The sequence below is a fragment of the Acinetobacter sp. GW821-FHT01E09 genome, assembly GCF_059422385.1.
The window spans coordinates 2,727,898-2,740,776 of the sequence record NZ_JBWKWU010000001.1 but is presented as its reverse complement, the minus strand read 5'-3'; the positions used below and the strand labels follow the sequence as shown (position 1 = coordinate 2,740,776).

Genomic DNA, 12,879 nt, shown 5'->3' with positions numbered 1-12,879 from the left:
AGATTGAAAAAATCATTGGGTTATTAGGATAAGCATTTTAGGATAACAATAAATGTCGGATTTACAATTTAAAGATTTAGTTGAACCTATTGTATTGGGCCAGAAAACAGCGTTGCGTGTGACTGTACTGGGTGGTGGTAGTTTCGGTACAGCAATGGCAAATACAGCAGTACGTAATGGTTGTGACACCATGATTTGGATTCGCGATGAAAGTATCGCAGCTGAAATTAATGCGACTCATGTCAATAAACGCTATTTACCTGATTTTCAATTGGAGGCGGGTTTACGTGCTGAGTCAAATTTAGAAGATGCAGTGCGTGATCGCGATATTATTCTGGTGGCAATTCCAAGCCATTCTTTTCGTGATGTTCTACGTCAAATTAAACCTTTTATTAGCGCACAAGCCGTTGTTTCATTAACCAAAGGGATTGAAGCAAAAACCTTTAGCTTTATGAGTGACATCATTCGGGAAGAGCTTCCTGAAGTCCCTTATGGTGTTCTTTCAGGACCTAATTTAGCCAAAGAAATTGTTGCAGGACAACCTGCAGGTACCGTAATTGCCAGTGATAGTGAATTAGTACGTTATGCCGTACAACAAGCACTGCACAGTGCCTTGTTTCGAGTATTTGGCAGTGACGATGTACATGGTGTCGAGCTGGGTGGCGCACTTAAAAATATTTATGCTGTTGCAATGGGAATGGCCGCTGCTTATAAAGTTGGGGAAAATACCAAGAGTATGATTTTAACCCGTGCCTTGGCTGAAATGAGTCGCTTTGCAGTTAAGTTGGGGGCAAATCCTTTAACGTTCTTAGGTTTGTCTGGTGTGGGTGATCTTTTCGCAACCTGTAACAGCCCGTTGAGCCGAAATTATCAAGTTGGTTTTGCCTTGGGTTCTGGAAAGACACTGGAACAAGCAACCTCTGAATTGGGACAAACCGCTGAAGGGATCAACACCATTGTACAAGTCAATGCACGTGCAAAGGAGTTGGATGTCTATATGCCAATTACCACTGCATTGTATGAAGTTATTTTTGAAGGTGCGCCACCACTGAATATTGCCGTTTCTTTGATGAAGAATGGGCATCGTAGTGATGTAGAGTTTGTGCTTCCGCATAACGAAGTTTAATCGTGTGTTGTTGGCACAATATTCAAAACTTTAGAGATGGATTTGTAACAAAGCCTCGTTATAATCAGTGCAGTATTAAAAAGGAAATCTTATGCAACTGACTTTGGTGCGTCATGGTGAAGCAGCTCCACCCGTCAATGGGGTGGACAGTAAACGGCCTTTAACACAACGTGGGCATTTACAAGCACAACAAACGGCTAATTTTTTAAAAGAAATCGTGCAGCCGGATGTATTTGTTGTCAGCACTTTATTAAGAGCACAAGAAACATTGGCGCACATACAGACGTACTTCCCGAATATATCTGTATTGGTCTGTGACAAAATAAAGCCAGATGATGATGCAAAATTAGCAATCGAATGGTTGTCACAATTGCCATTTGAACGTATTGTGGTGGTATGTCATATGAATGTTGTGGCACATATTGCAGAACAACTGACACATGAACATTTTAATCCTTTTGCCTTGGCAGAAGCTCGTATCTATGAGCAAACTGTGATTGCAAATGGTCTATCTACACAAGATAAAGCCTTTATTCCAACTGTATAAAAGCATTGTTAAAAGAACTTAACGGCAGAAAACGATAAATGTTGTACTTATGGATGCCTGAAGCCAATGGGGTTTGGCAGTGGTCTCGAGGAAGTGATTGGACTAAATCTTCGAGCCTAGAACAATTAATACAAGATATTAAACTTTACCAAGGTGAAGAAGCTGTGGTTTTCTTCCCAAGTCGTGAAGTGCAAATTCTTCAACAGAAATTCAGTAAAACTCAATATAAACAATTGGGTGTAGATGGTGTCAAATATTTATTAGAAGAATATGTGATTTTGCCGATTGATCAGATGAAAGTGTTTTCACACTTTCAACAACCCGATCAGGTTTCAATATTGGGGATTCATCAATATGCTGTCACCACAATGCAGCATTCCTTGTCATTGATTCCGTTAAAAATTGTCTCTTTATTACCTGACTTTTTGATGCTGCCTGTACCAGAAGTCGGACAGACGATTTTGGCCAATGTCAACGGACAGTTATTGGTTCGAGAAGGCGAGTTCCTTGGTAATTCGATTGATGATCTGAATGTATATTTGGATTTCGCTGATCGAGAGAAAAGCTATTTATATAGCGGATTGACAGATGAGCAAGCGGTCAGCTTATTTGCGATTGCTACAGCGGATCAGCGTGAGCCTTTTGATTATCAATTTAGTGAAATCAAAAAACCGAAACTACATCCTTATAATGTATTGCCAAAAGCCAAGCAAGCCAATCAAGGCGTTTCTCGTTATTGGCAAGCCTGTGCAGTTTTGGTGGTTGTTTTGATCATTGCGCAATTGAGTTACGATGCTTTGCGTTGGATTAAGCTGAAGAAAGTTGCGGATCAAACTGCTTTGATTGCAGTGGATCAGTACAAAAAATGGTTTCCAAATGAGCAACGGATTACAGAAGAGTCTGTAGAACGTCAGTTTAAAAATAAATTGGCTTTAAGTCAGAGTGCAAATACCCAAGCTTTACAATTACTCAGTCGTGTTGGGCCAATTTTAATGCAGCATCAGATTATTGCCAGTCGTGTGAATTATGATACAGCTGTGTTAAATATGGATCTGGTGGCGAAAAATGCTGAAGGCTTGCAGACCTTGGTGACGCAACTGAATCAACAGGGCTTTAAAGCAGAATTAGGCAATGTTCAGACGCAAGGCGCATCTGTCGTTGGTTTGGTGAAGATACAATAATGAAAACAATGGAAAATGTGCAAAATCGACTGGATATATGGTCTGAGAAAATCGCAGAGAATTTAGAAAAAATATCTCCACGTGAACGTGTCATGGTTATTTTTACTACGATTTTTGTCATTGTGGCAATTGTGGGTGCGGCGTTGTGGTACACCCATAAAGCTGCCGAAAAACAACAAGCACGTTTAAATCAGATGAAAGATCTTGTGGTGTGGATGCAGAGTAATGTAGTGGCCATGAAGCCCGCAGATGATTTGGCCTTAACTACTGCGGATAAAATTCAGCGTGTGGCACAACAACAAGGGCTTTCGGTTGCCTCGCAGCAAGTGGGTGAGCAATTTCAGATTATTGCACAACATCAAAACTATGCCGTTTTAGCTAACTTTTTAACCCAAATTGCCCAAATGGGTGTGAGTTTGGAAAAGATGGAGTTAGCCAAAGAAGGTGGGCAGATTAAATTAACAGCGACGGTACAGTAGTAGTGAAAATAAACACAGTTCAAGCATAGCCTTTTCAACATACTGTGCCTATAATATGGCAACTTAAAAAGCAGTAGACTTTTGTAGCTATGATGTATTCACTTGCTCGCCCTTTGTTGTTTTCTTTAGCACCAGAGCGTGCACATGAACTCACATTATCCATGCTTAAATCTGCCCATAAAATGGGGGCGATTCGTCAAACTGTTGCTGCCCAACCAGTCACTTGCATGGGAATTGAGTTTCCAAATCCAGTTGGTTTAGCAGCTGGACTGGATAAAAATGGCGCTTATATCGATGCCTTAGCGGGTTTAGGATTTGGTTTTATTGAAATTGGAACCATTACGCCTAAGCCACAAGAGGGCAATCCCAAGCCACGCCTTTTCCGTATTCCCCAAGCCAAAGCAATTATTAACCGTATGGGGTTTAATAATGATGGTGTGGATCAATTGGTTGAGAATGTTAAAGCCGCAAAATTTAAAGGCATTCTTGGTATCAATATTGGTAAAAATGCCACCACACCAGTTGAAGATGCAGTTTCTGATTATTTAGTTTGTCTTGAAAAAGTTTATAACTACGCATCTTATATTACTGTTAATATCTCATCTCCAAACACCAAGAATTTACGTTCTTTACAAAGTGGCCATGCGCTCACTGAACTTTTGGAAACACTCAAAAAACGTCAGTTAGAGTTGGCAGAAGAATTGCAACACTATGTTCCTTTAGTGTTGAAAGTTGCACCAGATCTAGAAGCTTCAGATATTGAATTTATTGCATCACAATTGTTGCAGTTTAAAATTGATGGATTGATCGTGACCAATACAACATTATCCCGTGAGGGGGTTGAAGGTTTGCCATTTGGTGATGAAGCGGGTGGTTTATCAGGTGCGCCCGTATTTGAAAAGAGCACGGCATGTTTGGCGGCTTTTTCAAAAATTTTACAAGGTAAAATTCCTTTGATTGGTGTTGGTGGAATTTTATCTGGTGAACAAGCTGTTGCAAAACAACAAGCCGGTGCAAGCTTAGTCCAAATTTATAGTGGTATGATCTATACAGGTCCTACACTCATTAAAGACTGTGTTGACGCTATGATTTAAAATATGAATACCTTAGACATTATTATTCTGATTCTATTGCTCATTGGAGGGCTAAACGGTTTGCGACAAGGATTCGTGAAAGCCTTTGCGAACTTGATAGGATGGATTTTTGCACTGATTGTCGGTGCTAAATATGCCAATATCATCGCACCTTCAATGTCTGCACTCAGTCAGGATCCTGTGGTGCAGAAAATTGCTGCATTTGCTTTTATTGTCTTGGTCATTATTGTTTTAACATGGATTGTCACAGCCTTACTCAATCAGATTTTAAAAACTTTAAAACTCGGTCCGTTAAATCGTTTAGCTGGAAGTGCTTTAGGGACCTTGAAAGGTTTGTTCATCGTCCTCATTACTATGCAAGGTTTAGGGCCGTGGGTTGAAAGTTCTCCAACGTGGAAACAATCCAAATTCATTCAGACGCTGTTACCATTTGCACCTTTGGCATCTGAAATCTCTAAAGATGCTGCAAATGAAGCATTACATCATATACATTCAGAAGATCGTTCCGATGATACTTCTGTAACTAAGGCTGATCGATCATCGGATACTCAAAGCGATGAAAAATCAGCACATTCGACAAAGAATCCGTTTTATTAGTCCTAGCTGGTCTGCGAGGTAGTTATGTGTGGAGTCGTTGGTATAGCAGGTAAAGCACCTGTAAACCAAATGTTATTTGATGCGTTGACGATGTTACAACATCGTGGGCAAGATGCGGCTGGGATTGTGACTTGTCATAATGGACGTCTTTTTCTAAGAAAAGATAATGGTATGGTACGTGATGTATTTCATACTCGCCACATGCGCGCATTACTCGGTAACTATGGTATTGGTCACGTGCGTTATCCAACTGCTGGTTCTTCAAGTAGTGCAGAAGCGCAGCCTTTCTATGTAAACTCACCTTATGGGATTACATTGGCGCATAATGGTAACTTAACCAATGCGGCTGATATTCACGATGACTTATTCAAAACTGACTTACGTCATATGAATACAGATTCAGACTCAGAAGTATTGCTAAACGTTTTTGCTCATGAATTGCAAAAATGTGCATCATTAACGCCAATGCCGGAAGATATTTTTCATACAGTTAAACGTGTGCATGAGCGTTGTAAAGGTGCTTATGGCGTCGTTGCAATGATCACAGGGCATGGTATCGTAGGTTTTCGTGATCCGAATGGTATTCGTCCACTGATCTATGGTTCGCGTTTAACTGAAAATGGTGAAACAGAATATATTATCGCTTCTGAATCTGTTGCGATTACCGCGTTAGGTTTTAAAGTAGAACGTGATATTGAGCCTGGTGAAGCGATCTTTATCAATTCAAAAGGTGAGTTCTTTTCACAACAGTGTGCGGCAAATTCGCGTTACCGCCCATGTATTTTTGAATATGTCTATTTTGCGCGTCCAGATGCAACCATCGATGGTATTTCGGTATATAAAGCACGCTTGAAAATGGGTGAAACCCTTGCGAAGAAAATTCTTCGTGAATGGGGGGATATGCATGACATCGACGTGGTGATTCCAATTCCAGATACGAGCCGTACTTCTGCTTTAGAATTGGCGAATATGTTGGGTGTGAAATTCCGTGAAGGTTTCATGAAAAACCGTTATATCGGTCGTACCTTTATTATGCCGGGTCAGCAACAACGTACCAAATCTGTTCGTCAAAAACTCAACCCTGTAGAGCTTGAGTTTAAAGGCAAGAACGTTTTGTTAGTTGATGATTCGATTGTACGTGGTACCACTTGTAATGAAATCATTCAAATGGCACGTGATGCGGGTGCGAAAAAAGTCTATTTTGCCTCTGCTGCACCGATGGTGAAATATCCAAATGTGTATGGTATTGATATGCCAGCAAAAGCAGAGTTGATTGCTTCACATCGTAGTGTTGAAGAAATTCAGGAGATTATTGGTGCTGATCGTTTAATCTTCCAAGACTTGGATGATTTAAAAGCGGCAGTAAGAACCAGTAAAGTACCTGTTATTCAAGATTTTGATTGTTCAGTGTTTGATGGTGTTTATGTCACAGGCGATATCGATGAGCAATATTTAACTGATCTTGAGCAAAGTCGTAGTGATACTGCGAAAAAAGAAAAAGATGGTTATATTGATGTCAATATCGATGCAGCATCTGTGGATTTAAGCGGTATCAAAGAAGAAATGTAAGCAACTTTGATTTACATTGAGAAAAAGCGGGAAGTTCCCGCTTTTTTCATTTATAGTATTTTGCAATGTAATGAGGAATTTTACATTGAAAGATGTCAGTCATTATTTGATAAAAAACAAGAATATGTTGTGGTCTGCAAGTATTTGCTTACTTGCGGTCATTTTGACCATTTTTATTCTAAATACTGTTTTAGGGTTGCTGGTTCACTATGTGGATCCAGATCAAGAGATCTGGTGGAATATTCTCAGCCCTTACTGTGTTGGTTTGATCATCGTCATCATTGGTTGGTCAATCGCATATGAATTTTATGTGTTCCGTACAGGTGGTCACTCACTTGCAAAGCAATTAAAAGCTCGTCGTTTAAGTCAAATTGAAAGCACTCCAGAAGAAAGTGTAGCATTAAAGCTTGCAGATAGATTTGCAGAGACTTTTGAGATTGATGCACCTACATTGTATGTATTGCCAGATGAAGTCGGAGTCAATGCTTTAACTGCTGGGTTTCATCCAAGAGATACGGTGATTATTCTGACCTGGGGTGCATTACAGAATCTGGATGAATTAGAGCTTTATGGTTTATTGGGGCATGAGTTCAATCAAATTCTATCCGGTGAAGCACGCGAAAATACCCGACTTAAAATTTTATATAGTGGTTTAATTACCTTTAGCCAGTTGGGAAGCAAAATCGCAAAGCAGGGCTTTAATCGTTATAACGCCAAGGGAAATCAGCATAAATTTGAAACCAGCTTTGTCGCAGTTGGCGGGGTGATTTGGCTGCTCGGCAGTATGGGGATTTTAATTAATCGTTTGATTAAATATTTTACTTTGGGTGGTCGTACTTTTTATAACGATTATAAAACTAAAAAATTATTGCTCAATAATGCCAATGTACAAACCTTATTACGTATCTATGTGCATCACGCAGGTTCTCAAATTCATAGTGAGTTTTCTGAAGCTATTGCGCATATGTGTTTTGCCAATTCCTTAAGTCCGCAAAGTTGGTTAAATATCCATCCAAGTATTGAAGACCGTATTTATGAGTTAAATCCAACACTGTTACAGGATCTACAGCTGGAAAATTTAAAAAAATTACGTAGTCAGCCTTTATTTAGTTTGTTGCGTCCTTTGGAAGAATCAACAGGGGATGTTTATAACCCGTGGGTATCTCCACAGCCTTTACCTTTATTACGCTTATCTCCAATTAGTTTTGCTTTAAACGATGCGATTAAACCTTTAAATCCAGAAGTACGCCGTCAAATTGAACGTTCTGACTTGATTCAGCGCGCTATGCAAACTGCAACGGGTTCTCGTGAGGTGATGGTCGCAATCTTAATGATTCGACAGTATCGCGAGTTTATTCCGTCTGATGCGGAGGTAAGTCGTGCCATTATTGACTCACTTTTAAATTTAGATGGTCGGGTACATATTCAAATTTTCCATGATGCCTGTGAAAACCTTGGTAATATGCCTGCGACCAGTGCACGTCAATTCGTCACCAAGTTAGCGAAAATTATTCAAGAAGATGGCGAGATTGGTTTGTTGGATGCATTGCTGATTGAGCGTGTAAAGGCTGAATTGCATTTGCTGCCGATGCACACACCGTCATCCTTGGAAACGGTGAAGCCGCAAATTGTGCGCTTGATTGATGCCTTGCTGCATGTACAGCAAATTAACAGTGCCAATCAGCTTGATGTACGGTATGAGATTTTAGAACGGGTTTTGTCTAAGGATGAGTTAGAGCTGTTTGAAGAAATCTCAGATGAACCTATTGATTTGGGTGAAATCTTAAATGATATTGCAGGGTTGTTATTACGTGATCGCCTCAGCATTTTAGGTGTGGCTGAAATTTGTTTGTGGAATGATCGAATTATTACCCAAGATGAATTAGATGTACTGCAATTGCTGTATTGGCGACTAGGCTTTGCCACAGATGATATCGTAGATCAAATGCAGAAAAAGAACAGTGTGATGATTATTTAATAAGGGTAAAATGAGTTGTAGAAAAAGTAATCTTAGTAATGATAATAAAAAGAATTAGCTGGGAAATGCTAACACCACTTGATCTTAAGTGGTGTTAGAAAAAACACTGAATTAACTCGCCATCGCATCGACAGAAAGCTCAGCCACTGTTGGCTTGGCTTTTTCTGCTTTTAGACCTAGCTTATTAAACAATTGTTTGTCTTTGCCTTCACCAGCATTTGGTGTGGTTAATAATTTTTCACCACTAAATAGCGAGTTTGCACCTGCCATAAAGGCTAAAGCTTGATCTGAGTCAGTGAGCGATTCACGGCCTGCAGAGAGGCGGATATAGCTGTGTGGCATGATAATACGCGCAACTGCAATCGTACGAATCCATTCTGTGACATCAAGTTTTTCAACATCTGCAAGTGGCGTGCCTTCAATTGGAACAAGCATATTGATAGGTACAGATTCAGGATGAACAGGCAGGGTTGCTAATTCATGTAATAAACCAATACGATCATTACGATTTTCACCCAATCCAACAATACCACCACTACAGACTTTCATCCCCGCATTACGGACATGATCCAAGGTGTCTAAGCGATCATCAAAAGTACGGGTGCTGATGATATGTGAATAGTATTCACGAGATGTATCTAAGTTATGATTGTAATAATCTAGACCTGCTGCATGTAAACGTTCAGCTTGTGATTGGTTGAGCATACCCAGTGTCATACAGGTTTCTAAACCTAATGCTTTAACTTCGCGGACCATTTCGAGAACATAAGGCATATCACGCTCATGTGGGTTTCGCCATGCTGCACCCATACAAAAACGCGAAGAACCTGATTCAATGGCTTCTTTTGCTTCACTGATCACTTTGTCAACTGCAATACGTTTTTCAGCTTCTAATTTTGAATCATAGCGTGCAGATTGCGAACAATATTTGCAATCTTCAGGGCACTTACCAGTTTTAATTGAAAGTAAAGTACTGACTTGAATGGTATTGGCATCAAAGTGTTCACGATGAGTTTGCTGTGCTTTGAAAACTAAGTCTAAAAAAGGCTGTTCATATAAAGCTTGAATTTCTTCACGAGCCCAGTCATTACGTACTGTCATTAATTAAATCCATGATAATCATTATCTATCCCTGTATATAATACATAATTCATGCCAATTCCATAGGGCAAAAAAGTCCAAATACGATGGTATCTTACGATTAAAAAGATCAAGAGTATAGAAAACTAAAATTATAAATATAGTTGCAAAGTTAACCATATTCCTTGTGATTTACTCACAAAATTTTAACTTTAATTTTTATTAACTTCAGTGTATTGGTCATTAAAATATTCAAAAATTACGAACTTTGCAACGATCTGAAAATTATCACTCGGCACAATTTAAGGGCATCAATGGGCTGAAATTTGGTGTTGTTTAGCATTTTGCTCGGTAATAGCCCAATCAATATGGACTTGCACAACTTCATCATGTAAGGCTCTATTTTGGGTCAATGCTGCAATAATTTGGGCTGAATACGGTGCATTACCTAAGCCAATTGCAATATTGCGCATAAAGCTTTGAAAGCCTGTACGTCGGATGGGGCTACCCTCAGTACAATTGAGGAAGGTTTGTTCATCCCATTGCCATAAATCCAATAAGTTAATATCGTCTAGGCCATGACGTGGGTTAAAGTCTTCAATCGAAGCTTTTTTGGCAAAACTGTTCCAAGGACAAATCAGTTGACAGTCATCACAGCCAAAAACACGGTTACCAATACCACGTCTTAACTCTTCAGGAATGATTCCCTTATATTCGATGGTTAAATAGGCGATACATCTGCGCGCATCCAGCATATACGGCTCAACAATCGCTTGAGTTGGGCAAATGTCGATACAGGCTGAGCATGAACCACAATGATGCGTTGCTGGTTCATCAAAGGGCAAATCAAGTGAAGTAAATAATTCACCTAAAACAAAAAAAGAACCCGATTTTTTATGAATCAATAAAGTATGTTTACCAGTCCATCCCATACCCGCACTTTCTGCCAATGATTTTTCAAACACCGGCGCTGAGTCGGCAAAGGGGCGGGATTCAAACGGACCAACTTTTTCTTTAATAAGGGTTGCCAAGGTTTTTAGCCGACCACGCATGATTTTATGATAGTCACGTCCACGTGCATAACGGGCAATAATTGCTGAATTGGGCTCATCTGGTACATAACGCGGTTTTGGTGTTTCCACCAAATAATTCATTCGTACACAGATGATACTTTTTGTGCCTGGAACCAGTAGTGTTGGATCCGCTCTTTTTTCTAAATTTTCTTCTAAAAACTTCATATCGCCATGGTATCCGCGTTTTAAATATTCTTTAAATCGTGGTAATTCAGCTTGAGCATCAGGACGAGCAATGACACAATCAGCAAAGCCCAGTTGCAAAGCCTGTTGTTTGATCCAAGATTTTAGTTCTTGAAGATCAAGCTGTTGCAAGGGAATGGATTGCGAAGTTAAAGTTGCCGACATAATGAATCAATGCGCTATAAAATAGTGAGAAGAAAAGGACAGAATGATGCATCAGCAAGTTTATCACAGCCGTGAAATACAAGCATGGGAAGCGCGTTGGTTTGCTCAGCAAAATAGCGTTTTTGGTTTAATGCAACAGGTGGCTTGGTCGACTGCGCAACGCTTAAATATTTTGTTTCAACAAGCTTCTCCCCCAATTACCACTGTTGCAGTGTGGTGCGGTGCAGGAAATAACGCAGGTGATGGCTATTGTGTTGCTCATTATTTGCATCAATACGGTTATCAAGTCGAAATATTTGCAACTGAAGCAGGGCATTCTCAGCAGTTAAAGGCGGCAATTGAATTAGTGCAGACAGATAAAATAAAAATTCATCCACATTTTAATATCCAAAAGCGCTTTGATTGTCATATTGATGCACTGTTTGGTATTGGTTTAAACCGTGATTTGGACGATCCATTGCAAGCGATTATTCAACACTATAATGCCCAATCAGGTTTAAAAGTAGCCATCGATATTCCAAGTGGTTTAAATGCCAATACTGGACAGCCATTACCTGTTGCGGTAAAAGCAGATCAAACATTGACTGTTTTAGGCCTGAAAGCGGGCTTGTTTACAGGGCAGGGTCGAGAATATGCGGGTCAAATTGAGCTCATTTCAATTGTTCCAATAGACCCAGAATTAAAAGCAGTCGCACAGTTGTCACCTACCCAGATTCAATTGCCACAACGCCAAGCGTTCGGCCATAAAGGCAGTTATGGGCATGTTTTGGTGGTCGGTGGGCATGCAGAGATGGGCGGTGCAGTCATGTTAGCTGCTGAATCTGCATTTAGTGCGGGTGCAGGAAAAGTCACGATTGTATGTCATGCCAAGCATCACACAGCAATTCTGGCACGCTCTCCTAACATCATGCTAAGAGATATCAATGCTTTAACTGATGTGGATATTCAAAATTTATTAAGCCATGTGGATGCTGTCAGTTTTGGAATGGGTTTAGGGCGTGATGCTTGGGCGAAACAACAATTTTCAAAATGGTTTTCACCCATTTATTTAACCCCACAGCTACAAGTGGTTTTAGATGCTGATGCTTTATGGTTTTTAGCTGAACAAGCTGCTCAACTCAATCAACGAACTTACCTGACGCCTCATCCAGGTGAGGCTGCTAAATTATTAAATTGCTCAGTGGCAGAGATTGAAAATGATCGTATTGCTGCGATTCAAAAACTTCAGCAAAAATATTCAGGACAATGGGTACTTAAAGGTTCTGGAAGTTTGATTTTAGAAAAGCATCTATGGATCTGTACTGCGGGGAATGCAGGCATGGGCACTGGTGGAATGGGAGATGTTCTTGCAGGAATGATTGCCAGTTTAAAAGCACAATTTGATGAGAATATTCACTTACATGAAATTGTCACCTTACATGCTTTGGCAGGTGATAGGCTCGCAAAAAACGGTATGCGTGGTTTACAGGCCCAGCAAATGCGTGATGCTGTGTATTATGTGGTCAATCATTCATTGTCAGGAGTGAGTATGTGATGAAAGTGGTTAAATTGTTAATTCGTGGTAAAGTTCAAGCTGTAGGCTATCGTCGTTGGTTTGAAAAAGAAGCCTTACAATTGGATTTAAAAGGCTATGTGAAAAATCTAACTACAGGCGAGGTTGAAGCTGTTGTGGTCGGAGATGAACAAGCGATTTTAAGTTTGATTCGTCATTGCTATGTTGGGCCTTTACGTGCTGATGTGAGCAGTATTGAACAACAAAACCTGAATCATGATTTAGACTATACTGATTTTAAGATGATTCGTTAAA

General features: G+C 39.9%; 12 protein-coding genes. 10 read left to right on the top strand and 2 right to left on the bottom strand.

Going from position 1 to position 12,879, the window contains the following annotated elements; all coding sequences use genetic code 11:
* Window positions 1–52: 52 nt before the first annotated feature.
* The 8 genes from AC07U8_RS12580 (at window position 53) to AC07U8_RS12545 (ending at window position 8,571) form a co-directional block, all read left to right on the top strand.
* A complete protein-coding gene (locus tag AC07U8_RS12580) occupies window positions 53–1,126 on the top strand; it encodes an NAD(P)H-dependent glycerol-3-phosphate dehydrogenase (RefSeq protein WP_151957715.1) in 1,074 nt (357 codons plus the stop codon).
* A gap of 91 nt (window positions 1,127–1,217) precedes the next feature.
* The gene (locus AC07U8_RS12575; protein ID WP_004822364.1) at window positions 1,218–1,673 is read left to right on the top strand and encodes a SixA phosphatase family protein; all 456 of its coding nucleotides are present in this window, start codon (window positions 1,218–1,220) and stop codon (window positions 1,671–1,673) included.
* Window positions 1,674–1,711: 38 nt separating this feature from the next.
* Window positions 1,712–2,854 carry a type II secretion system protein GspL gene (gene gspL / locus AC07U8_RS12570; RefSeq protein ID WP_004719438.1) on the top strand — a complete coding sequence of 381 codons (1,143 nt, stop codon included), beginning with the start codon at window positions 1,712–1,714 and terminating at the stop codon, window positions 2,852–2,854.
* The gene (locus AC07U8_RS12565) at window positions 2,854–3,333 is read left to right on the top strand and encodes a type II secretion system protein M (protein WP_239045417.1); all 480 of its coding nucleotides are present in this window, start codon (window positions 2,854–2,856) and stop codon (window positions 3,331–3,333) included. Before gspL ends, AC07U8_RS12565 begins: the two co-directional genes overlap by 1 nt.
* 89 nt (window positions 3,334–3,422) lie before the next feature.
* The gene (locus tag AC07U8_RS12560) at window positions 3,423–4,427 is read left to right on the top strand and encodes a quinone-dependent dihydroorotate dehydrogenase (RefSeq protein ID WP_270383963.1); all 1,005 of its coding nucleotides are present in this window, start codon (window positions 3,423–3,425) and stop codon (window positions 4,425–4,427) included.
* Window positions 4,428–4,430: 3 nt separating this feature from the next.
* Window positions 4,431–5,024: a CvpA family protein gene (locus AC07U8_RS12555; protein WP_004719444.1), complete on the top strand. Its 594-nt coding sequence runs from the start codon at window positions 4,431–4,433 to the stop codon at window positions 5,022–5,024.
* Window positions 5,025–5,048: 24 nt separating this feature from the next.
* A complete protein-coding gene (gene purF / locus AC07U8_RS12550; protein WP_004719445.1) occupies window positions 5,049–6,593 on the top strand; it encodes an amidophosphoribosyltransferase in 1,545 nt (514 codons plus the stop codon).
* A gap of 85 nt (window positions 6,594–6,678) precedes the next feature.
* Window positions 6,679–8,571: a M48 family metalloprotease gene (locus AC07U8_RS12545; protein ID WP_239045418.1), complete on the top strand. Its 1,893-nt coding sequence runs from the start codon at window positions 6,679–6,681 to the stop codon at window positions 8,569–8,571.
* Between the two features lie 111 nt (window positions 8,572–8,682).
* Here the strand turns inward: AC07U8_RS12545 and bioB are convergent, their stop codons facing one another.
* Window positions 8,683–9,672 (bottom strand): biotin synthase BioB, encoded by a 990-nt coding sequence (bioB, locus tag AC07U8_RS12540; protein WP_004719449.1) that lies wholly within the window; start codon window positions 9,670–9,672, stop codon window positions 8,683–8,685.
* Window positions 9,673–9,962: 290 nt separating this feature from the next.
* Complete coding sequence (queG, locus tag AC07U8_RS12535) at window positions 9,963–11,072, bottom strand: tRNA epoxyqueuosine(34) reductase QueG (RefSeq protein WP_004822356.1); 1,110 nt, start codon at window positions 11,070–11,072, stop codon at window positions 9,963–9,965.
* 46 nt (window positions 11,073–11,118) lie between these two features.
* Between queG and AC07U8_RS12530 the strand changes: the two genes are divergently transcribed.
* Window positions 11,119–12,606, top strand: a complete 1,488-nt coding sequence (locus AC07U8_RS12530; protein ID WP_494737978.1) for an NAD(P)H-hydrate dehydratase — start codon at window positions 11,119–11,121, stop codon at window positions 12,604–12,606.
* On the top strand, window positions 12,606–12,878 hold the full coding sequence (locus AC07U8_RS12525) for an acylphosphatase (protein ID WP_270383953.1): 273 nt from the start codon (window positions 12,606–12,608) through the stop codon (window positions 12,876–12,878). Before AC07U8_RS12530 ends, AC07U8_RS12525 begins: the two co-directional genes overlap by 1 nt.
* Window position 12,879: the final 1 nt, after the last annotated feature.

What these genes read in the sequence shown, in the direction of transcription:
- AC07U8_RS12565 (WP_239045417.1), top strand. Translation starts at nt 2,854, where the DNA reads ATGAAAACAATGGAAAATGTGCAAAATCGACTGGATATATGGTCTGAG.
- AC07U8_RS12560 (WP_270383963.1), top strand. Translation starts at nt 3,423, where the DNA reads ATGATGTATTCACTTGCTCGCCCTTTGTTGTTTTCTTTAGCACCAGAG.
- AC07U8_RS12530 (WP_494737978.1), top strand. Translation starts at nt 11,119, where the DNA reads ATGCATCAGCAAGTTTATCACAGCCGTGAAATACAAGCATGGGAAGCG.
- AC07U8_RS12525 (WP_270383953.1), top strand. Translation starts at nt 12,606, where the DNA reads ATGAAAGTGGTTAAATTGTTAATTCGTGGTAAAGTTCAAGCTGTAGGC.
- AC07U8_RS12580 (WP_151957715.1), top strand. Translation starts at nt 53, where the DNA reads ATGTCGGATTTACAATTTAAAGATTTAGTTGAACCTATTGTATTGGGC.
- queG (WP_004822356.1), bottom strand. Translation starts at nt 11,072, where the DNA reads ATGTCGGCAACTTTAACTTCGCAATCCATTCCCTTGCAACAGCTTGAT.
- gspL (WP_004719438.1), top strand. Translation starts at nt 1,712, where the DNA reads ATGTTGTACTTATGGATGCCTGAAGCCAATGGGGTTTGGCAGTGGTCT.
- AC07U8_RS12555 (WP_004719444.1), top strand. Translation starts at nt 4,431, where the DNA reads ATGAATACCTTAGACATTATTATTCTGATTCTATTGCTCATTGGAGGG.
- bioB (WP_004719449.1), bottom strand. Translation starts at nt 9,672, where the DNA reads ATGACAGTACGTAATGACTGGGCTCGTGAAGAAATTCAAGCTTTATAT.
- AC07U8_RS12575 (WP_004822364.1), top strand. Translation starts at nt 1,218, where the DNA reads ATGCAACTGACTTTGGTGCGTCATGGTGAAGCAGCTCCACCCGTCAAT.
- purF (WP_004719445.1), top strand. Translation starts at nt 5,049, where the DNA reads ATGTGTGGAGTCGTTGGTATAGCAGGTAAAGCACCTGTAAACCAAATG.